Origin of the sequence: Virgibacillus sp. NKC19-3 (assembly GCF_019837165.1) — a bacterium.
Classification (GTDB): domain Bacteria; phylum Bacillota; class Bacilli; order Bacillales; family Amphibacillaceae; genus Virgibacillus_L; species Virgibacillus_L saliphilus.
Genome location: NZ_JAGYHC010000001.1, coordinates 1,000,848 through 1,024,333 on the forward strand (window position 1 = coordinate 1,000,848; position 23,486 = coordinate 1,024,333).

Genomic DNA, 23,486 nt, shown 5'->3' on the forward strand with positions numbered 1-23,486 from the left:
GATGAATAACGATTATGATGGAATTGCTATTATTGGTATGAGTTCAAAATTACCAGGTGCATCTGATAATAGGATGTTTTGGAATAATTTAATTGATGGGACAGAGTCCATTTCTCAATTTTCTGGAAAAGATCTTCTTAAATCGGGAATTGATGAAAATTTAGTGAATAATCCTAATTATGTGAATTCTGCGGGGGTTATTGATAATATAGAGTATTTTGATGCTAAATTCTTTGGCTTTAGTCCTAAAGAAGCAAGTCTGATGGATCCGCAACATAGAGTCTTTCTGGAAAACGCTTGGGAGTCTTTGGAGGAATCTGGTTACTCGGTTTCTAATCACAATGGGCGTGTAGGAATTTTCGCTGGTCAAAGTTTAAATACGTATTTAATAAGTAACGTTTTACCTAGTCTAGACAAACATATTTCAACCAATAGCTTACAAGCAGCAATCGGAAATGATAAGGATAGTTTGACGACAACTGCGGCATATAAAATGAATTTAACTGGACCAGCTATTACTATTCAAACCTCTTCTTCAACTTCATTAGTTTCTATAGTCTATGCTTGTCAATCTTTATTAAACTATCAATGTGATATTTCCTTGGCTGGTGGAGTTTCCTTAGGAGTACCTTATAAAGCTGGTTATTTATATGAGCCTGGCGGAATTACTTCTAAAGATGGTCATTGTAGATCATTTGATGCCGATTCAACTGGCTTTGTTGGTGGAAATGGATCGGGTGTTATTGTTTTGAAGCGTTTAGAGGAAGCGATAGAAGACAGAGATCAAATTTATGCTGTGATTAAGGGATTTAGTGTAAATAATGATGGATCATCTAAAGTAAGTTATGCAGCACCTAGTATAGATAAACAAGCTGAAGTAATAATGGAGTCACATGCCTTTGCAGATATAGGGGCAGAAACTATATCTTATGTGGAAGCACACGGTACGGGAACTCAAATTGGCGATCCTATTGAAGTTGCTGCACTTACTAAAGCTTTTAGAGCTGGCACAGATAAGAATCAATATTGCGCACTAGGCTCAGTAAAATCTAACATAGGGCATTTAGATGCTGCTGCAGGAGTTGCAGGTTTAATCAAAACTGCTTTGGCATTGAAGCATAAAGTAATTCCGCCAACTGTCCATTTTAAGGAACCTAATCCTAATATAGATTTTGAAAACAGCCCTTTTTATGTGAATACAGAGTTGGAAAAATGGAAAACTGATCCAGGAGTCCCCAGGAGAGCCGGGGTGAGTTCATTTGGAATGGGGGGCACGAATGCTCATGTAGTATTAGAAGAAGCTCCTGAAAAGTATGAGGAGACTTCGCCTCCAAAAACCTCTTGGCAATTAATTCAATGGTCAACTAAAACGGAAACAGCTTTGGAAATGGCAACTGAAAATCTTGAAGAGTATTTAAAGAGTAACCGAAATCAAAGTTTAGCTGATATAGCATTTACTCTACAGGTTGGAAGAGAGAACTTTAAATATAGACGCTATGCGGTTGTGAGTAATATAGAAGACGCGGTAAAAGCAATTGAAAATAGAAAATTTATAAGCAGTCATAATGAAGGCGTTTTACCAGTTACTTTTATGTTCCCTGGACAAGGTACTCAATATATTAATATGTCAAAAGAGATCTATGAAACTGAAGATGAGTTCAAAGAGCAATTAGACTATTGTGCGGAACAGTTAAAAACACTAATTGATGTGGATATTAGAGAAATCATATTTCCGTCGTCTGATCAAGATGATAAAGCAAAAGATCTTTTATCGCAAACCTATGTAACGCAACCGGCATTATTCGCTATTGAATATAGCTTGGCTAAAATGTTGATGAATATAGGAGTTAATCCAGGATCTATGATTGGACATAGCATTGGAGAGTATGCAGCTGCATGTATTAGTGGAGTTCTCTCTTTAGATGATGCTTTACGAATTGTTTCAAATAGGGGCCGTCTCATTCAAAGTTTACCTAAGGGGAAGATGTTAGCAGTGATGTTGGACGAGAAAAAGCTTCGTTCAGTAATTGAGGATCAGTTAAGCATTGCAGTTATTAATAATGATAATCAGTGTGTAGTATCTGGAGAGTTGCAGCAGATTGATAGATTAGAGGAAAAGTTAAGAGGTATGGAAATAGTTACACAAAGACTAGAAACATCGCATGCTTTTCATTCTTATATGATGGAGCCAATATTAGAAGACTTTAGACAGGTACTTAAGACAGTTCAATTTCATACACCAAGTATTCCTTTTATTTCAAATCTAACAGGAACATGGATAACTGATAGTGAAGCAATGAGTGCAGATTACTGGGTTCAACATCTTCGTGAAACCGTAAGGTTTGCCGGAGGAATCGGAACGATATTAGAAAGTTCGCCATGTATAATGATGGAAGTTGGTCCAGGACATACTTTAAGTAATTTTGTCAATTTGCATCCTAGTTTTGAAAAACAAAAGACTATAACCTGTCTTCGACATTCAAAAGATCCGAAATCTGATAATCAGACTTTACTGCAAGCCCTGGGTGAGTTGTGGTTAAGTGGCCATGATATAAATTGGGATATATATCATAAAAATGAAGGATGTAGAAGGATATCTCTTCCAACATACCCGTTTGAACGAAAAAAGTATTGGATTGAACCCTCAAGCACTATTCCTTCTGATGATAAAGTAGAAACAGCAGCAAATGAAACTGTTGATACTCAGATAAGTTATAAGAACACTGAAGTATCAAATGACATAACCTCAACAATAGAAAAAATAGAAAATGAAGTTAAAAATCTTTGGATTGATTTGTTAGGAGTAAAAGATGTCGATATTGAACACAATTTTTTTGAGTTAGGGGGACATTCTCTACTAGCTACTCAATTTATAGCTAGATTAAAAAATGTTTTTGATGTTGAGATTAATACCAAGGATATATTTATAAACCCTACAATTAGTGAATTGTCAAAATGTATTAAGCGCTATTTAGAAAAATCAGAATCAAGAAAGGCGGAAGAGCTATTAGATGAAATTGAAGATATGAATGACGAAGAGATAGAAAAGGCTTTAGAAAAGGAGTTGAGAAAGGAAAATGAATAATTTAAATAAAAAAATATCAACCTTAACTGAAGCTCAAAAAAAATTACTGTCTTTAAAAATGAAAAGAAGGAATGAAACAGAACAAAGAAAAATAGTAGATAACATACCTTTATCTACTAATCAAAATAAGTTCTGGATATTTAATCAACAAGAATCAAATAATCCAATTTATAATATGGTATCAGCTGTAAAAATTAAGGGAGATCTAGATAGTGATGTTCTAAAGAAAAGTTTAGAGGTAATAATCCAAAGACATGAGATATTGCGTACAAGATTCAACTTGGAAAACGGCAAACCACAACAGGAAGTTATGTCATCAATTAAAGCGCCTTTTCAAATCATTAAAATTGATAAGCAAACAAAAAATATTCAACAGTTGCTTAAAAAATATGGAAGAAGGAGTTTCAATCTTACTGCTGATGGGCCATTATTCGAGGTTACACTTATAAGACAAGCAGAATTCGAGCATATTCTTGTCTTAACAATGCACCATATTATCTCAGATGGCTGGTCAATGGGAATTTTGGTTCGAGAATGGATAACTGTATATCAATCTATGCTCAAGAAGGAATCGCATTTACTTCCAGATTTAGATTTTCAGTATAAAGATTATGTGAATTGGCAACTTGAAAAAACTCAAATTGAGGCAGTTCAAAAAGATTTAGTGTATTGGGAAGGCCAGTTAAAAAATGCTCCTCCTTTATTAGAATTAAGTACTGATTATCCAAGAAAACCTGTGATGTCATATAAAGGTTCAATTGAATATTTTGAAGTGCCTGGGAAACTGACTAAGCAATTAAAACAGCTAGCTCGTGAGAGCGATGCTACATTATACATGGTATTATTAGGTACTTTTAAAGTGCTATTACATCGATATTCTGGGCAAGATGATATATTGGTAGGAAGTCCTGTATCGGGAAGAACGAAATATGAAACAGAAAATTTAATAGGTTTATTTATTAATACATTGGTTTTACGGACAAATATGAAAGATAACCCAAGGTTTGTAGATTTCCTTGAACAAGTTAGTGGAACTATGCTAGAAGCATTTGCTCATCAAAATGCTCCATTTGATAAGGTAGTAGAAGTGACTAAACCGGAACGTAGTAGTAGTTATGGTCCATTGATCCAATCTTTATTTACTTTTCATAACGAACCTCGAACTGAGATAGAAGTAGCTGATTTAGGCATTAGTCCAATGAATGTAGATATAGGATACACTCAATTTGATGTATCATTAACAATTCAAGAAGGATTCAATGGCGAATTATTAGGTGCATTTGAATATAGTACAGATTTGTTTAAACCAGAAACAATTCAACGAATGGTAAAACATTATTGTAATTTACTACAATCGATAGTAAAAAACCCAATGAAGAGGATAGGAGAATTAACTTTATTATCAAAAAAGGAAGAAGAAAGATTAATAGTTGACTGGAATAATACTGAAGAACCATTTCCAGAAAAAACGTGCATACATGAATTAATTGAAGAGCAGGTAAAAAGCACGCCGTTAAACACAGCTGTTATATATGAGAATGAAGAATTGACGTATAAAGAATTAAATGAAAGAGCAAATCAACTTGGGCATTATTTAAGAAAATCGGGAGTGACTAGAGGGCAAGCAGTAGGAATATATTTAAATCGTTCGCCAGAAATGTTGATTAGTATTTTTGGAATTCTAAAAGCCGGAGGCTGTTTTGTTCCTTTAGATCCTAGTTATCCTAAAGAAAGAATTGCTTATATGATAGAAGATGCAAAAGTGGAAGTAATTGTAACAAATCAAAAAGAAGCAACATATTTAAATGGTGTTAATATCATCTCCCTGCAAGAAGAAGTAAGTAATATTACAGAGCAAAGTATAGACAATCTATCTAAAATTAATACAAGCAGTGATGTAGCTTATATTATTTATACATCTGGTTCAACTGGTAAACCAAAAGGTGTAGCAATAAAAATTAGATCATTAGTAAATCTTTTATATGCATTTAAAAATTTTTTACCCATACAGACAAATGATAACCTTCTCGCCATTACTAGCTTATCCTTTGATATTTCATTATTAGAACTGCTATATCCATTGATTTCAAAATCTACAGTAGTTATAGCAACTGATGATGAAATAACAGATGGAAGATTGCTGTTGAAAAAAATTATAAAAAATAACATTACAATTATGCAGGCAACACCTTCCGCGTGGGGAAATATTATTAATTGTGGCTGGGAACCAGATATAAAAATTGAAAAAATAATAAGTGGAGGAGAAGAACTAAAAGAAGATTTAGCAAAGGTTTTAAAGCTAAGGAGTAAGGAATTATATAATATGTATGGACCAACTGAAACTACAATTTGGTCATTTAAATCCAAAATTTCATCAATTAAAAATATAAATATAGGAAGACCGCTTATAAATACCAAAGCATATATATTTGATAAGTATCTGCAACCAGTGCCGATTGGAGTAGTTGGAGAATTGTATATTGGTGGAGCAGGACTCAGCTCAGGCTATATAAATAATAAAGAAAAGACTAATAGTCATTTTCTTTATCATCGCAAAATTAAAGACTGGATATATAAAAGTGGAGACATGGTTAGGTATACGGAAAAAGGCGATATAGAGTATATTGGTAGAAAAGACCATCTTGTAAAAGTAAGAGGGTTTAGAATTGATTTAAATGAAGTAGAAAACGTTTTGATGAGTCACTCATGTGTGAAGCTAGCTATTGTTTATGTTAAAGATAATAGATTGATAGCAAATCTACATTTATTAAAAAAGATTACGGTTGAAGAAATAAGTGAATATATTTCAAATAAACTACCAAAGTACTTGCAACCATCCTTATATATGAGAGTTGATTCTATTCCTTTAACAAAAAACGGAAAAGTTAATAGAGATAAAGTAAAGCAATGTAATGTTAGGCTAGAATCCAACAAGGAAGCTAAAAAAAGATTGTCTGATGTAGAGTCGAGTTTGCTTAGGCTATGGGAAAATTTGCTGCAAATTGAAATTCATTCTGCCTACAGTAATTTTTATGAACTAGGCGGACACTCGCTTCTAGTAACACAATTATTTAATGATATCCAAAGAATATTTAATGTGGATTTACCTATAAAAAGTATTATTGAGTATCCAAGTATACATGAGTTATCTAAAAGAATACTGGAAAAAAAAGTGAATCAAAATAAAGGTATAAGTGATAAATATCCGTCTGTTGAAATAAATGAACCTGAAAATTTCATGCCATTTCCAATAACAGAAATACAGCAAGCTTATTGGGTAGGAAAGAATTTAAAAACTGGATTATCTAAACTTTCAACACATTTATATCAGGAACTTGATTTTAAAAATTTAAATCTTTCAAGATTTGAAGAGGTAGTTAATATTATAATAAATAGACACCCTATGCTAAGAGCAATCATAAAGCAAGATGGTCAGCAACAAATTCTGGAGAATGTACCATTTTATAAGATTCAAAGTGAAAATCTGCAAGAAAACAACCAAAAAAATATCTATCTCAAAAAAATCAGAGCTGAAATGTCACATCAAGTTTTTGATAGTAATAATTGGCCGATGTTTAATATAAAAGCTTCGCATTTTGAAGACCGCAAAACCCGTATTCACATAAGTATTGATTTACTAATTGCAGATGCACGAAGTATAAATATAATGATAAATGAAATTCTTAATTTATATAAAGATCCTAATTATACCTTGAATAATTTAGAACTCACATTTAGAGATTATATTTTAACGGAGAAAAAAATCAAGCAAACAAGAATCTATGAAAAATCAAAAAAGTACTGGTTAGACAGATTGTGTACTTTTCCTGATAAACCTAAGTTACCAGTTGTTAAATCTAAACAGGGTAATTCAATCTTTTCAAGAAAAAAAGAAATTATTAATGGTGAATTGTGGAAGTCATTGAAAGAATCTGCAAAGCAGAAAATGATTTCAATTAATTCTTTGCTGCTGGCTGCTTTTACTGAGATTATTGGATTATGGAGTGAAAACAAACATTTTGCTGTAAATTTAACAACATTTAATAGATTACCATTACATGACCAAGTTAATAGCATTGTTGGTGATTTCACTAGCATTAATCTACTTGAAGTAAATCTTAATAAAGGTGAATTATTTGAAAATAGAGTGAAAAAAATTCAAAATCAATTATTGGAAGACCTAGAGTATAGATATTTTAGTGGAATTGAATTTATTAGGGAGTTGAGAAAGTACAAAAAAAATAATGAAATATATCCAATTGTTTTTACCAGTTTAATTGGTCAAGAATATGAAAGTATACCAAAAGAGAAAGTTGAAATAGTGGATAATTTTAGTATTACCCAAACATCTCAAGTGTGGTTAGATTGCCAAATAACAGAGACAGAAAATTCCTTGTGTATCAATTGGGATTATTTGGAAAATATCTTCCCGGAAGGTTTAATCGATAAAATGTTTTCTAGCTATATTGCTTTAATAAAAAGTATATCTTTATATAAAGATATATGGACCTCTAAATAATATGAAAAGCAGGTGATAATTTGGGAAAATCAAAAAATAACTTAAATTCTTTTATTTTTGATTCAGAAGAGTATTTGAAAGATGATTTAAAATCATATGAATTGAATAACAATCTTTTGCATTCTAAATTTATTGAGAATGCAAAGAACTATCCAGAATGGGTAGCATTGATAAATGAAGAGAAAGTTATGAGTTATGGAGAACTATATACTTTATCATATACTTTGGCAAAAAATATTATTGCGAAAAAAAATACTAGAATTGTAGGCGTCTTTTTAGAAAAAGGTTGGGAGCAAGTTGTTGCTGTTTTGGGTATTCTACAAACTGGTTCAGCATATTTACCAATTGATATTAATATGCCTTTATCGAAAATTATTAATATAATTGAAATAGCTAATATTGATTTAATTATTACGAAATCTGAATATGAAGATATATTCAAAGAAGCTGAAGGTATTAAAATAATGAATATCGATAATAAATATGATTCTTCAAATGAAGAAATCATTATAGATTCACCGTTACCTAATGATATAGCCTACGTAATTTTTACTTCTGGTACAACGGGCAATCCTAAAGGAGTTATGATAAAACACAACTCTGCAATAAATACAATACAAGATATTAATGAAAAGTTTAAAGTTTCAAAAGATGATAGATTATTTGCTCTATCATCATTGAGTTTTGATTTATCTGTATATGATATTTTTGGTATATTATCTGCAGGTGCTACTATGGTTATTCCTAATCATCTAAAAACTAGAGATCCTTCACATTGGTTTCAATTACTTTCAAGCGAAAAAATAACTATTTGGAATTCAGTTCCTGCTTTAATGGATATATTTTTAGACTACTTAGAAGAAAAAAATATTAAGAGTCTAGATTTCTTAAGGTTATCTTTAATAAGTGGAGATTGGATACCATTGAAACTGCCAGATAGAATTAAATCGCTTAACAGTAACTCGCAAATCGTAAGCTTGGGGGGGCTACTGAGGCTTCAATTTGGTCTGTGTATTTTGAAATTAATAGAACTAATGAAAATTGGAAAAGCATACCTTACGGTAAAGCATTAAAAAATCAAATGGCGTATATTCTAAATGATGATTTGCAAGTTTGTCCAGAATGGGTAGTAGGTGAAGTCTACATTGGGGGTGTTGGTTTAGCAGAAGGGTATTTAAATGATTCTGAACGAACAGCCAGAGTATTTATTGAACATCCAAGTACAGGGGAGCGGCTTTATAAAACAGGTGATTTAGGTAGGTATATTGATAATAAAAACATTGAATTAATAGGTAGAATAGATACCCAAATTAAAAAAAATGGTTATAGAATTGAACCTGGAGAAATTCAACATGCTTTAAATTCTCATCCTAATATTAAAAATTCATATATTTTTCAGCATGATAAATCTAAAGAGTTGGTAGGGGCTGTACAATTATTCAATAATAAATCATTTAATCTAAATTACATTAGAGAATTTTTAAAAAGTAAACTAATTGATTATATGATACCGTCAAGGATAATTACTGTAGATAATATTCCATTAACTATAAACGGTAAAGTTGATATTAAGGCATTACATGAATTAATAGATAACCAACAAGGTCAAGAAATTGTAAATAATACTGCAAGATATGATAATGACATCTACAATAAGTTAATCAAAATTGTTAAAGAAGTACTTGATAAACCTAATCTAGGATTTAATGATAATTTACTGGAAAATGGAGTAAACTCAATCGAAATGATTAAAATAGTAAATCAAATCGAGGGTGATTACTATATTCGCCCAGATATAGAAGATTTTTATAAAAATCCAACAATAATTGGGTTACACGAATTAATTAAAGAAAAAAAACAAAATGATGCTAATAATAGTTTTCCCATTAAAGATGAATTATTAAAAGATCCTGATAAAAGAGAAGAATTTAAACAAAATAATTCTGGTTTTAGACAAGATTTATACGATAAAACAACTATCGCTCTACTAAAAACTAGAACTGAAAAAGAGTTAGAAAAGGTGTATGAATCACTTTCCAGTACAAGGAATTTTTATAACGAACTAATTAAACTAGAAAAATTTAGTAATTTTATTGGTATTCTAAAATCGATCTATAAAAGAAATAATCATAAATTCCTTTATGGTTCAGCTGGTGCTACCTACCCTATTCAAGTGTATTTAAGTATTAAGGATAATAAAATTGAAATGTTAGAACAAGGTTTATATTATTATGATCCATTAGATCATAATTTGAAATGTATTAGTAAGGGGGATATAGTTGGTAAAAATAATTATGTTCATTTTATTAACCAGCCAACCTTTGAAACTTCTGCGTTTTCACTTTTCTTCGTGGCAAAAATGAATTCCATTAAACCACTTTATGGTGAAAAAAGCTTACAATTTGCAACTATAGAAACAGGTTCAATGACTCAATTGCTTCAACTTTCTGCTGCAGAAAGTCAAATTGGTATTTGTCAAATCGGTGATTTAGAAACTAAACATATAAAATATAATTTTAATTTGGATGCTGATCATGTACTCATTCATTCTCTTTTGGGAGGAAATATAAAATCAAATTTCACAGATGAAAACCTAATCCAAAAAGTTTTTAAACCAAAAGTAACTTTCGAGGAGTTTGAAATATGAAAATTAACGAACTCATTGATTTAATTAATACAAGCAATGTAATTTTAAAATATAGCAAAGAAATTAATCAAATAACAGTTCATGCACCTGAGGGAGCAATTGATTCAAAGATGTTAGAGTTAATAAAAGAGCATAAAAAAGAGTTAATTATGTATCTTGCAATGGATGAAAATAATTTGAAATTATCTCCTGTTCAAGAAAAATTTTATTTACTCAATGAACTTGATGCTAGTAAAATAAGTCTGAATATACCCCTGGGCATTGAATTAAAGGGAAGTTTAAATCTAGTTGCATTAGAAAAGTCAATAAATCATTTATATCAATGTCATGATGCTCTTAGATCTTTCGTGAAAGTAGAAGGAGATTTATTGTTAAGTGATATAGTTGTTGGAGATGAAATAGTTTTACCAACAGTTGATATTCGCAAGCTTCCGAAATCAGTACAAGAGAAGGAGGTAAAAAGAATAATTAAATCAGAATCCGAAGAAAATTTCAACTTAGAAAAAGGACCATTGTTAAGGCCATTATTAATAAAAAAATCAAGTAATAATCACATTCTGATCATAATTTCACATCATTTTAGTATAGATGGATATTCTGTAGATTTGATTTACCGGAAATTAGTTGAGTATTACAAATACTATAGCTCAAATGAAAGTTGGAATCTTTTTGACGATAACTATTCCTATCGTCAATACACAAGAGAATTAAATCAACAAATTGACAAAGGAATGTTAGAAAATCAAATATCTTATTGGGAGGATAAAATAGGCAGCAAGCCATCGATTTTAAGACTTCCGGTTGATAAAAAAATGAATACATTAAGAGCTAAAACTGGTATGCATTCCCAAAAGGGAAAAGTTCTCGAATTTAACTTATCATCAATTTTAACTCAAAGAATAAAAAAGTTATCTAATACTAAGCAAGTAACATTATTTATGACTTTACTTGCGGCTTTTAAAGTATTGCTTCACATGTACTCAAAACAAGATGATGTTATTTTAAGTACTGTAATATCTAGAAGAAATAGGAAAGAATTGGAGGAAGTAGTTGGTCCCCTTGGTAATACACTATTGATTAGATCAGATCTATCGAGAAATTTGACTTTTGATGATTTTTTATTAGAAGTCTCTCAAAATGTAATTAAAGCTTATTCTAATCAAGATATTCCTTTTGAAAATTTAGTGAAAGCTCTTCCTAAAGAAAATTTTGAAATATATAATGAACTAACGAAAACAGCATTCATAATGCACACCAATAGAGCTTCAAGAATAGAAGTTGAAAATTTGTGTGCCAATGTATTAAATATAGAAAAGAGATATACAGCAAATAATTTAAAGTTGGATGTATGGGAAACTGACCATGGATTAAAAATTAATGCTGAGTATAATACAGAATTATTTAATGAAGATACAATTAAAAGATTATGTTTACATTATGAAAAACTATTAGAAAAAATAGTGAGTAATCCATCAAAGAAAATCTCTGAGTTTCATGTAACAACAAAACCAGAATTAACCTCAATTCATAATTGGAATGACACAACAAATAAAAATATTATATTTGATAATGTAAAGGATATCTTTGAAAATTTAGCTTCTAACTTTCCAACTAAGATTGCTTTAATTTCAGAAGACGAACAGTTATCATATGAAGCTTTAAATAAACAAGCAAATGAATTAGCTTATACTATGAAATCAAAAGGAATAGATTTCAGTTCAAGAGTGGGGGTTTGTCTAGATAGATCTATTGAATGTATAGCTTCAATTTTAGGAGTATTAAAATTAGGGGCAACTTTTGTTCCGATTGACACAAGATTACCTGATGATCAAATTAATTTTATTATTAAAGATGCGAACTTATCTTTAATAATAAAAAGAGAAAGAAAAAAGGTCCTTGGTACTGAAGATATTTTTTTAAACATTGAAGACTGCTTCAAGAGTAGTGGTTTTTGTGATTATAAAAACCCTAAAATTAAGAATCAAGATAGAGATAGTATAGTTTATATTATTTATACATCTGGATCAACGGGGCAACCGAAAGGTATATTAGCAAATAATACATCTATGATTAATAGAGTGAAATGGCAGTGGAATGCTTTGCCTTATCAAGAGTCAGAGGTTTGTTGTCATAAGTCGCCTTTAAGTTTTGTGGATGGAATTTATGAAGTCTTTTGTCCTTTGCTTTTTGGACAGCCCTTGCTTTTAGTTCCTGATGATATTGTTCGAAATGTTTTTGAATTTTTAAAATTAATAGATAAATATAATGTATCAAGAATAACAATAGTACCTTCTTATTTAAGAGTTTTGCTTAGTGAAATAAAAAAAAGAAATCTAAACATTTCAAGCTTAAAATATTGTGTTTCAAGTGGTGAAGTATTATCTACAGAATTAGTAGGTGAATTTTTTGATACTATAAAGGGATGTAATTTATATAATCTTTATGGGTCGTCAGAGGTTGCAGCAGATGTAACTTGGTATGATACAAGTAATTTAGATTTGTCTTTATCATCGGAAAGTGCGCCAATTGGACGTCCTGTAGATAATACACAAATTTATATATTAGACAAAAATTTAAGAATAGCTCCAATTGGAGTTCAAGGAGAAATCTACGTTGGAGGGCTGCAATTATCTAAAGGATATGTAAACAATGAACGTTTGACAGATGAGAAATTTATAACTAATCCTTTTGATAGGCGGAAGCTATTTTTTAAAACAGGTGATATGGGGAGGTATCTTTCAAATGGCTTGATCGAGTATTGTGGTAGATTTGACTCTCAAATAAATATAAGGGGCTATCGAATTGAGCTAGGGCAGATAGAATCTGTTATTAATAAATACTCTAAAGTTAAAGAGTCAGTAGTTATTAAAAAAGATAAAAATGAAAATCAAGTTTTAGTATGCTTTTTAGTTATAAACGATAATGAAAGTATTAGCTTAAAAGATTTAAAATCGTATTTAAAAAATAAGCTTGCATGGTATATGGTGCCCAACGAATTTGTGATATTAGAGAAGATCCCGTATACAATTACTGGTAAAATTGATAAGTTATTATTGCTCAATAAGGATTATGTCTCGTCTCGAACAGAGGAAGAATGCGTAGGTAATATTTCTTGCATTCAAAATGAATTACTGGATTTAATAAGTAGAATAATGAATACAGATAAAATGAGTGTAAAGGAAAATTTTTTCGATATAGGTGCAGATTCACTCTCTTTAGTGAGGCTTTTATCTGAAGTAAATAGTAACTATGGTACAGCAATAAGTTTTAATCAAATATATGATAACCCTAGTGTGATTGCTTTATCAGAGGTAGTAGAAAAGGAATTAATTAATACTATTATGTTAAGTAATAATAAATTTATCAATAACTTGTTAGAAAAAATATAAAAGTGAGTGTGAGGCTTGTGGATATTAATTTGATATATGAAAAGATTAATAAGTTATCAGAAGACAAACGAAATTTCTTTTTTCAGAATTTGAAAAAAGAAGCACTTAAGTATGTTGAGATAGCCAATAGAAACGTTGATAAAAATGAAGTAATCCCACTTTCTTTTATACAGGAACAAATATGGTTTTTAGAGCAGTTTAGTGATGAGACGGAATACAACATGTCACTTGGTGTTAAAATAAAAGGGACTTTAAATTATGATGCTATAAGTAAAAGTATTTTTGGGATAATTCAAAGACATAAAATTTTAAGAACAAATTTTCACATAAATGATACATTGAGCTTTCCTTTCCAAGAGGTTAATGAATTTGATGAAGATAAAGTTGAATTAGTCAATGTAGATTTAAAAAGATACGGTCAAGAAGAAGTAGAAATGATGATAAGTAATCTTTCGAATATTAAATTTAATTTATCAAATGATAGTTTAATTAAATTTTATCTTCTAAAAACAAGAACAGATGAACACATTTTACTACTAGTTACACACCATCTGCTATTCGATTTTGGATCAATTGAAATATTTATAAGGCAATTAACAGAAAACTATATTCGAATTTCTGAGAATAAACCTATTTCTCAAGATGGAAATAAACAGTACTTTGATTTCGTACACAATCAAAGAAATGAATTAGGTGAGGGTTTTCAAGAAAAGATTAATTATTGGAAAGATATCTTAAAAGAGCCACTTCCTACTATTAATTTTCCTATCAGGAAATTTAACAATAAAAGTGATTCTAGGAAAGAATTTTTAATAGAAAAGGAGCTGTTAAAGAATTTTAAAGATTTTTGTATGGAGAATAATATTACAGTGTTTGTTGGTCTTTTATCAGTATTTAAACTATCACTTCATCTTATATCAAAGAATAGGGATATTATAGTAGGTGTACCTATGTCCAATAGAAACCGTAAAGAATTTGACAATCTAATAGGATGCTTTATCGATACTATTGTAACAAGAACTCAGATAGAGTATAAACAGTCTGTTAATAGTTTCCTTAAGAAATTAAACAGTCAACACGTTAACGCAATTACAAATAGTTTACCCTATAGAAAGATATTAGAAACAGTTAACCCTAGAAGGAAAGAAAATACATTTCCAATTTTTCAAGTCATGTTTAATTATTTAAATAGCAACAATAATACGATTAAGGCTCCTTCAGAATTAACGATTGAACCTTTTGTTAATTTAAATAACTCCGCTAAATTTATTTTATCTATGGATTTAATAGAAGGGGAAAATGAAATATTTGGAAGTGTTGAGCATAGTTCTTCTATCGATTCTACAATAGCAAAAAATGTTGCATCAAATTTTCAGTATTTAGTAAAAGCAATGGTTAAGAGCACTGATCTCAATATTGGGGAGTTAATCGATGAAAGAAATAGTGTAAGTGACATGAATAAAATAATGGAAGAGGAATCGTTGTTTTCATTTGATTAGTCAAGGTATGCCAATTATATTAACTTCAAAATAGCGGGAGGAGTTTATTTGTCTTTTGAAATTCAAAATCAGTTAGAACCATATACAAGTAGTGATAAGGAATTTTGGATAGAATCCCTTCACTCAGAAATTCATCCATGTTCAATTATTGAGGATCATAATGAAAATGGTAGTAGGATACCAAAATACGATAAGGTTTCTTTTTCATTAGATCAAAAGCTTTCAAAAAGAATATCAGATTTATCCGTTAAAAATGATTTATCATTATTTTTAGTATTATTAGCTAATACTAAAATTCTATTCAATAAATATAATCTTTTAAAAGAAATAGCTATTGGAGTTCCAAGCTATAAATCAAGCAATTCGGTAATTGAAGGTAATATATATCCAATTATTTCTCAAATTAATGATGAAGATACATTTAAAGATTTGCTTATACAAATAAGAGAAAACGTCCTTAAAGCATACAAACGGCAAAATGTTTTGATGGATGAAGTTTTAGACCACTTAGGTGATAAGAGAGCTAACTTTTTTAATGTAACAGTTTCATTGAAAAGTATTCATAAAAGCTATGAAATTAATCAGTATTCTAGTGATTTTGTCATTTGTTTTAATAAAATTTCTCAAGAAGAAATCAAATGTGACTTTAAATATAATAAGAGACTGTATAATTACAATACTATTAAAAGATTGATAGATCATTTAAAAAAAATATTAGATCAATCCTTGAATAATATAAACATAGCTATCTCTGATTTTAAGTTAATTACTAACAGCGAAAAGGAATTGATTATTCGTAATAACAATAAAAATCAGAAAAAATTAATAGATGAAAAAACGACATATGAAATTTTTAATGATATTGCAAAAAAAAACCCTTCAAAAACTGTGGTTGTGCATAATAATTTGAGGATAACGTATGGAGAACTTAATAAGAAAGTTGATCTCATTACTTCGAACCTATTAAACTTAAATGTTAAGAAAGGGGAATTCATTGGAGTATTTCTAGAAAGGGGTATAGACTTCCTTGCATCAATTTTAGCAATTTTAAAAGTGAATTGTATCTTTGTTCCACTTGATCCAGCAAATCCCGATGAAAGAATTAGATATATGATAGATGATAGTGATATTACTAAGATAATTTCAAACACATCAAATTATGAACAACAAAGGAGCTTATTCCCTTTAAATGTTATATTAACAGACTCTTTAGCGACCAATTTTCTTGGGAATTTAAACAAACTTGATGTAAATTATTCAATCCATAACCCTATGTACATAATTTATACATCGGGCACTACTGGAAAACCTAAAGGCGTTATTATCAGGCATGATGGTGCACTCAATCATATTTATGCAGAAGTAGATAAGTTAGACTTAAGAAAAAGCTTTAACTTTGCCCAAACTGCTCCATTATCTTCTGATATTTCAATTTGGCAATTTATAGGGCCAGTTCTATTCGGTGGTAAAACAGTAATTGTTGACAAGGAAAAATTACTTAACCCAAAGGAATTTATTAGTATTATTAGAGAGGAAAAAGTATCTATTGTTGAGCTGGTTCCAAGTGTTCTCAAAATTATTAATGATTATATTAAAGACTACCCAAGTGAAAAAGAATTAGGCTTTAATTTAGAGTGGATGATGGTCACTGGAGAAACAGTTAGAGTGGATTTAATAAATGATTGGTTGTCATATTTTCCTGATATTAAAGTAGTTAATGCTTATGGTCCTGCTGAGGCCTCTGATGATATTGCTCAATATATAATTACTAGTTCTTTAAAAAAAGGTACACTACGAATACCTATTGGAAAACCGATTCACAATATTAGTATATATATATTAGATCAAAACCTAGAAATAGTTCCGTATGGAGTCCCCGGTGAGATATGCGTTAGTGGTGTTGGTGTAGGTAATGGATATATTAATAATCAAAAAAGTAAAGAATCTTTTATACCTAATCACATTGATTCCAATGGGAGCGTGCTATATAGAACTGGTGATTTAGGAAGACTAATGGATGATGGTAACATAGAATACCTTGGAAGAATTGATAATCAAGTAAAAATAAATGGTCATAGAATAGAGCTGGAAGAAATTGAGATTTTGCTTTCAGAGCATTCTTTGATTAAAAACTCAGTTGTTTCTATAAAAAGAATGGGTGATAAGAATATTTTGGTGGCGTATTATGTTATTGAGGAAAAAAAGCAAAGTGATAGCCAAGATAAATTGTCGTTATTTAGAGAATTCTTATCAGAAAAACTTCCTTCTTATTTGATTCCATCAAAATTTATAGAGATTGAAAATATACCAACTTCAAATAATGGAAAAATAAACAGATTAGCATTACCAGATCCTTATGAAGAATCAGTCAGTTTTCAGCCAGAAACTAATACTGTTATGTACAATCTATTAAAAATATGGAAAAGTTTACTGCAACAAGACATAATCAATTTAAATGATAATTTTTATGAACTTGGTGGAGATTCAATAATTGCGATACAAATTGTAGCTAGGGCAAAAAAAGAGGGTATTATTATATCACCTCAACAGATTATGTATTCACATCCGACGATATTTGAATTGTCTAAAATAGCTAAACTAGAACAAGAAAATAACCAAAAAACCACTATAAAAAGACAGGTATATTCACCAATAACACCAATACAATCATGGTTTTTTAAGCAAGATTTTAATAATAGAAATGATTTTAATCATCATATTTTTTTAGAGCTTAGGTGTGACTTGTCTAAAGAAATTCTTATGCAATCTATTGAAAATCTTATGAACATGCATGAGAGTTTAAAATATAAGTTTAGGATAGAAGGCAAAGAATGGATACAATACATTGACCAGAATCCAGAAGTCCCTCTTGCTTTTTTCGATATTTCTAAATTAAAAATTGATAAACAAGATGCTTTCATTGAAAGCAAGATTAATGAAATAAATAATGAAATAGATATTGAAAAAGGACCAATATTTTCAGTCGTTTATTTTTATAGAGGAAGTAATAGTTTTGGTTCTTTAGTATTCATTGTTCACCATTTAGTGGTTGATGGTATTTCTTGGAGAATTATATTGGATGACTTTCATTCTATAATTGATAATAGTATTAGGAATTATAAAGAAGTTTATAAAAACTACTCTATATCATATATTGAATGGGCCAACAGCTTAAAAGAGTATGCAGATTCAATTGAAGTTAAAGAACATTTGGATTTCTGGAAAGAAGATGGAAACGAATATTCAGATTTATTTAGCATTGAAAATTTAAAAGATAATTCTAAGGCCAATTGGAGTTCTTATTTGTTAAAAATTGATGAATATGTAACTGAACTTCTGCTGAATGTTCTTTCAAATAAGCTTAATACAAATGCTAATGAGTTGTTAATTTGTATTTTAGCTAACAGTTTATCAATGGTTACAAATAAATTAAATCTAACTATAGATATTGAAGGACACGGTCGTGATACCCAAAAAAATGAAAACATATTTAATTCAGTGGGATGGTTCACCTCTTTATTTCCCTTAAGTTTAAGTTTGCCAAATGAAGATTTTTCAGTTGATTATTTTCATAAAGTCAATGGCAAAGTAAAAAAGACTATTTCTAAAGGAATGACGTTTGGCTTGCTAAAATATTTAAATAAGGATGTGGATGTTCAAAAAATTATAAATGATGAAACTAGATCACAAGTTAGGTTCAATTATATGGGGCAATTTGATAGCAATGTAGATAATTATATATGGTTTCTTCCTTTCAAAGTAAATACTAGTAATGTCTATTCAAATTGGAACTCTAATCCCTATTTGATTGATATAAACAGTTCTATTTTAAATAACACTTTGATGATTAACTTTAACTATACAAAGCCCATAAGAAAAGATTTTATTGTGAAATTAGCAAAAAGATTGAAAGAGAATATTAAAATATTGGAAAAGGAAGTGCAGAATCTAAATAAAAGTAAAAATATAACTAACTTCCCTGGTATCAACATTAAACAGGAACAATTAAGCAATATTTTAAAATTAAAAAGCAATCAAAAAGTGGAAGAAATATATTATTTGTCTCCCATGCAGAAATCAGTTTTATTTCACAATATTTTTTCAGCTAAAGATGGGGCAAACTCTCAACAGATAAGCTGGGATTTTATTGGCCCTGTTGATATAGAATCGTTTAAAAGGTCCTGGCAATATGTTATAAATAGACATAGCATTTTACGAACTTCTTTTTATTGGAGAGGGCTAAAAGATCCATTACAAGTTGTTAGTGAAAGTTTATCTCTTTCTTTTAGAGATTTTGATTGGTCGCATTATACAGATGAGGAGCAGAAAGATCTGTACCATGATCTAATTATCAAGGAAAAAAATGAAGGATTTAATCCTACTCATTTACCACTAGTAAGATTTTATTTGATAAAAACTTCATCAACATCTTTGAAATTTGTATGGAGCTATTGGAGTTCTTTATTTGATAATTGGAGTTGGACAATAATACTAAAAGAAGTCTTTGAAAAATATAAAGCTTTAGAAGGCTTAAATGAATATGAGACTCGTACAGCTCCTAGATTTTCTCAATATATAGAATTTATTAATAAACAAGAGGACAAAACATCTGATTATTGGAAAAAGGAGTTAGCTGATTATAAAGGAATGGTACCTTCATTATCAAAATTAAAAATTAATAAAAAGGTTCCCTTAAACATACAATCATTAGGTTTTGATCTTTCAAAAGACTTATCAAATCAACTTTATAGAAAATGTAGAGAATATAAAGTTACTATCAGTTCATTTTTCCAAGCTGTATGGAGTATGTTTTTATATAGAAAAACTGATGAAAATGATCTATTGTATGGTGTTCTTTCCTCTGGAAGGCCTAGTAACTTAGAAGGTATTGAAAATATGGTTGGTTTGTTTGTGAATATATTACCAGTTCGACTTAGAATTACAAATGATTCAAGTGTATTTGAAATTGCCAATCAGATACAAGAAAAACATATAAACGGTAAGGGTTACGAACACGCATCAATGCAGCTTATTTCAAAATGGGCAGAGATTCCTATGAATTTACTTCAAAGAATTATTAGAGAAAGATCTATTGTATTTATTACAAATCCAAGTATTGAAAATATGGATTCGGTCTCTAATATGAATCTGCCTTATAAAGATTTTAAAAATAATTTTCAAATTGATGTACCTCTAAGAGTTTTTGTATCTTTAGGTGAATTTATATCATTTAATGTAAAATATGACAAATTTCTATATGATGAATCGACAATTGAAGAAATAATTTCGTACTTTAAAAGTTATTTAGAATGTACACTAAGCTTATAGAAAATCAAACTATCATATAGATACCAAATAATCAGGTTTAAGTTCATACTAAAGAATTTAATAAAAACTATAAAATTAAGAGGTGTTGGTAGCAATTTAAAGCTAATTATTGGATATTAAATTAAATGTAAATGTCATATAAATTTAATTCTCCAATTAGATTATATTTAACTTTGAAATAGCATATGCTTAATGATTCGAGCTATAAATGCTATTTGCTATTTAGTAATACTAAGATTCAAAAAGTTACAATATAGTTAAAAAAGAAATTGCAAAGCACTTTAGTAAGATAACGGGAAAAGTAAAATGGAAGTTTTTAATGACAAAATAATCAAATTAATTGGCCGTATAAGAACCCTTTAATTTAGAAAGGAATGTGAAATTATCTTGATAAGAGTAAATGATTTAGAGGAAAGAATTCGAGAAATTTTAGCAAACGTTTCTGACGATAGTATTAATGCCCAAAATATCAATTTAGATGAGAATCTTTTTGAAGCAGGATTTGATTCAATTATGGCTATAAAGGTAATTGTAAAAATAGAAGAATTATTTGATATTCAGTTTGATGACACTGAACTATCATTTGAAAATATTGAATCAATAAATTCAATGATAAGTATGATTTATAAGAAGATTAAACATTGATACTTGGGCTAAACACCAAAATCTAATCTAATGATTAGTATTTCCATGAGTGTGTTCCAATAAAAAATGGCTCAAAACTTAGCATAAGTGGATCAATCGAGATATTAATTTTATGACTTATCTTCACTATAACGGAGCATGGAAATCGATACTATCACTTTTTTATACTAATATTTTTATTTTTAGGTATTTTGAATAAATAAACAGATTAACTTGAATAGCCTGCACTATTATTTAACAAATCAGTAAATGCTTTTAAAATTTCTAAGGACTTGCTATGATTTTTATGCCAACATAATTTTGCATAATAGAATTATTAAAGCTCCTTTAATAAAATGAATATCCGTTTATTCTATTTTATATAAAGAAAAAAATTTATTAAAAGTCAGATATTTTTGTTCAAAGATATTGACCTGGTACAATGCAAAAAGATAGAATAAATAATATAGAAGATTTTTAAAACAATAGATTTAAAGGAGTATTTTCCTATCAAATTAAAATTAGGAATTTTAATTTGATAGGAAAAATAAAGTGGAGAATTGAATGATTAAATGGGGAATATAAATATAATGATTTTTGAATTGATATAAGGTAAGCCATTATCGAGAAGCGGTTTAATTGTTCATAAGTTTTATGAAATTTTAATAGTATGAAGCTAGTTTTAGATAAAATCATCATAAATTATTCTTTGCTTATAGATAATTCATCAAAGGTCATAATTTATTGTAGCACGACTATCATATTTTCTATGTGTATCGTTTATGAGTAAAGAATCGTTTATAAAAATTGCTTTTTATTGTGGAAAATCTTCCTATAATTTGATGATTGTACTGTTTCATATGTCTAAAGGAATTGATATGCGAACTTTAAACTCTTTATTATATTACCCTTTTTCGAATATTTCATGACTGTTGGTTGGAATAGACAATGATGCTAGTCTAGTAGTTTTAGCTTTGATATTAAATAATGAAACATATTTTAAATTCCCTTTAAAAAATTAAAATTAAAACAGTGCTATAAATAAAATTTAAGAAAATGTTTATTTTAATTTTAATTTAATCTAAAGCACGGATTTTTAATCCTAAGATGAGCTATATTCAAGCGTTTGTATTATAAAAAGAGGATGAATAATTTTGGTGAAAGTATATTCAGTTAAAATTGAAAATCTCGAATATAATATATGTGATGCTTTACCTTTTCTTTCAGAGGAAAGAAAGTATCGAATTAAAAAAATGAGACAGACATCAGATCAAATTAGAAGTATTGTAGCTGAAACAATGATAAGATTACTTATCATGCGAGAATATAACATAAAAAACAAAAAAATTCGTTTAAGTTTTAACGATTATGGAAAACCCTTTTTAGAGGGTGTACCCAATTTTAATTTTAATTTATCTCATTCTGGTAGTTATATTCTTTGCTCTACATCAAAGCATCCAGTAGGCATTGATGTTGAAAAAGTTAATCATATAAATTTAGATGTAGCAAAACATTTTTTTACTAAGGAGGAAATTGCTTTTATAAATAAAGCTGATACTGGAATTAGAGTAGAACGGTTCTATTCAATATGGACAGCAAAAGAGAGTTATATTAAATTTTTGGGAAGGGGATTGTCAGTACCATTAACTTCTTTTGGGATAAAAATTGATAATAATTCAATAAGCATATCTAATGAAGAGTTCAATCAAAAAAAACATTTTCCGTGCTATTTTAAATCATACGATAAATTTGATAAATACAAGGTCACGTTATGTTCAAAAAGTCATAATCAGCCTGATGCTATTTATGAAATTGAGTATAACAAATTATTTGAAGAGTTTATGAAGTTAGTTTATAGAAATTAAAAAATGTAAAAATTGTTGATTATCATTATCTTAAATTATATCAATTAAGTATAGGAGTGAATCTATGGAAAGTCAAGAATTAGAAAATAGAGTAAGGTTAATAGTTAAAACCTGCTTAAATGCTAATGAAGATTTCAATAGCATTTCTATTAAAGACAATTTAGTTGATTTAGGTCTAGACTCAATCCAGGGAATAAAATTATTAGTATTAATTGAAGAGCAATTTGAAATAGAATTTTTTGATGAAGAATATAACTTAGATTATTTTAAAGATATTGATTCAATTATTACGATGGTTAAAAAGCATATAAGTTATTATTCTTGATGAATTGCCTAAAAGTTACATTTTTATTATTGGAGGGAGGTGATAAATATGAATAAAAATGAAATTATTAGTAAGATGAAATACGTAGTTTCAAAGGTTAGTACAGATGAAAAAGGAATGTTTTACAGAGAATGTTATAACTCTAATGAAACTATAAGTCGTGCTGTTTCTCCTGAAGCTAAATTACCGCATGCTTGATTTTGAT

General features: G+C 29.0%; 10 protein-coding genes and 1 pseudogene. All 11 read left to right on the top strand.

What is annotated here, in order from left to right; all coding sequences use genetic code 11:
• Position 1: 1 nt before the first annotated feature.
• The 11 genes and pseudogenes from KFZ56_RS05060 to KFZ56_RS05110 all read left to right on the top strand — a co-directional run bounded on the left by KFZ56_RS05060 (position 2) and on the right by KFZ56_RS05110 (position 23,479).
• Entirely contained in the window at positions 2–3,085 is a 3,084-nt protein-coding gene (locus tag KFZ56_RS05060; protein ID WP_222640668.1) for a type I polyketide synthase, read from the top strand.
• Positions 3,078–7,604: a non-ribosomal peptide synthetase gene (locus tag KFZ56_RS05065; RefSeq protein ID WP_222640669.1), complete on the top strand. Its 4,527-nt coding sequence runs from the start codon at positions 3,078–3,080 to the stop codon at positions 7,602–7,604. Before KFZ56_RS05060 ends, KFZ56_RS05065 begins: the two co-directional genes overlap by 8 nt.
• Positions 7,605–7,792: 188 nt before the next feature.
• Positions 7,793–8,721: pseudogene (locus KFZ56_RS20005) on the top strand (AMP-binding protein); the annotation flags it as partial.
• Positions 8,710–10,251 (top strand): SagB family peptide dehydrogenase, encoded by a 1,542-nt coding sequence (locus tag KFZ56_RS20010; RefSeq protein WP_375540693.1) that lies wholly within the window; start codon positions 8,710–8,712, stop codon positions 10,249–10,251. The pseudogene KFZ56_RS20005 and the gene KFZ56_RS20010, both read left to right, overlap by 12 nt.
• Positions 10,248–13,640 (top strand): non-ribosomal peptide synthetase, encoded by a 3,393-nt coding sequence (locus KFZ56_RS05080; RefSeq protein WP_222640674.1) that lies wholly within the window; start codon positions 10,248–10,250, stop codon positions 13,638–13,640. Before KFZ56_RS20010 ends, KFZ56_RS05080 begins: the two co-directional genes overlap by 4 nt.
• Positions 13,641–13,657: 17 nt before the next feature.
• Positions 13,658–15,139, top strand: coding sequence for a condensation domain-containing protein (locus tag KFZ56_RS05085; protein ID WP_222640676.1), 1,482 nt, complete (start codon positions 13,658–13,660; stop codon positions 15,137–15,139).
• 48 nt (positions 15,140–15,187) lie between these two features.
• On the top strand, positions 15,188–20,467 hold the full coding sequence (locus tag KFZ56_RS05090; RefSeq protein ID WP_222640678.1) for a non-ribosomal peptide synthetase: 5,280 nt from the start codon (positions 15,188–15,190) through the stop codon (positions 20,465–20,467).
• A gap of 387 nt (positions 20,468–20,854) precedes the next feature.
• Positions 20,855–21,112: an acyl carrier protein gene (locus KFZ56_RS05095; RefSeq protein ID WP_222640681.1), complete on the top strand. Its 258-nt coding sequence runs from the start codon at positions 20,855–20,857 to the stop codon at positions 21,110–21,112.
• A 1,136-nt stretch (positions 21,113–22,248) separates the two neighbouring features.
• Positions 22,249–22,956, top strand: a complete 708-nt coding sequence (locus tag KFZ56_RS05100; RefSeq protein ID WP_309228341.1) for a 4'-phosphopantetheinyl transferase family protein — start codon at positions 22,249–22,251, stop codon at positions 22,954–22,956.
• Between the two features lie 64 nt (positions 22,957–23,020).
• Complete coding sequence (locus tag KFZ56_RS05105; protein ID WP_222640685.1) at positions 23,021–23,281, top strand: acyl carrier protein; 261 nt, start codon at positions 23,021–23,023, stop codon at positions 23,279–23,281.
• 48 nt (positions 23,282–23,329) lie between these two features.
• The gene (locus KFZ56_RS05110; protein ID WP_222640687.1) at positions 23,330–23,479 is read left to right on the top strand and encodes a hypothetical protein; all 150 of its coding nucleotides are present in this window, start codon (positions 23,330–23,332) and stop codon (positions 23,477–23,479) included.
• Positions 23,480–23,486: the final 7 nt, after the last annotated feature.

What these genes read in the sequence shown, in the direction of transcription:
- KFZ56_RS05060 (WP_222640668.1), top strand. Translation starts at nt 2, where the DNA reads ATGAATAACGATTATGATGGAATTGCTATTATTGGTATGAGTTCAAAA.
- KFZ56_RS05065 (WP_222640669.1), top strand. Translation starts at nt 3,078, where the DNA reads ATGAATAATTTAAATAAAAAAATATCAACCTTAACTGAAGCTCAAAAA.
- KFZ56_RS05080 (WP_222640674.1), top strand. Translation starts at nt 10,248, where the DNA reads ATGAAAATTAACGAACTCATTGATTTAATTAATACAAGCAATGTAATT.
- KFZ56_RS05105 (WP_222640685.1), top strand. Translation starts at nt 23,021, where the DNA reads ATGGAAAGTCAAGAATTAGAAAATAGAGTAAGGTTAATAGTTAAAACC.
- KFZ56_RS05110 (WP_222640687.1), top strand. Translation starts at nt 23,330, where the DNA reads ATGAATAAAAATGAAATTATTAGTAAGATGAAATACGTAGTTTCAAAG.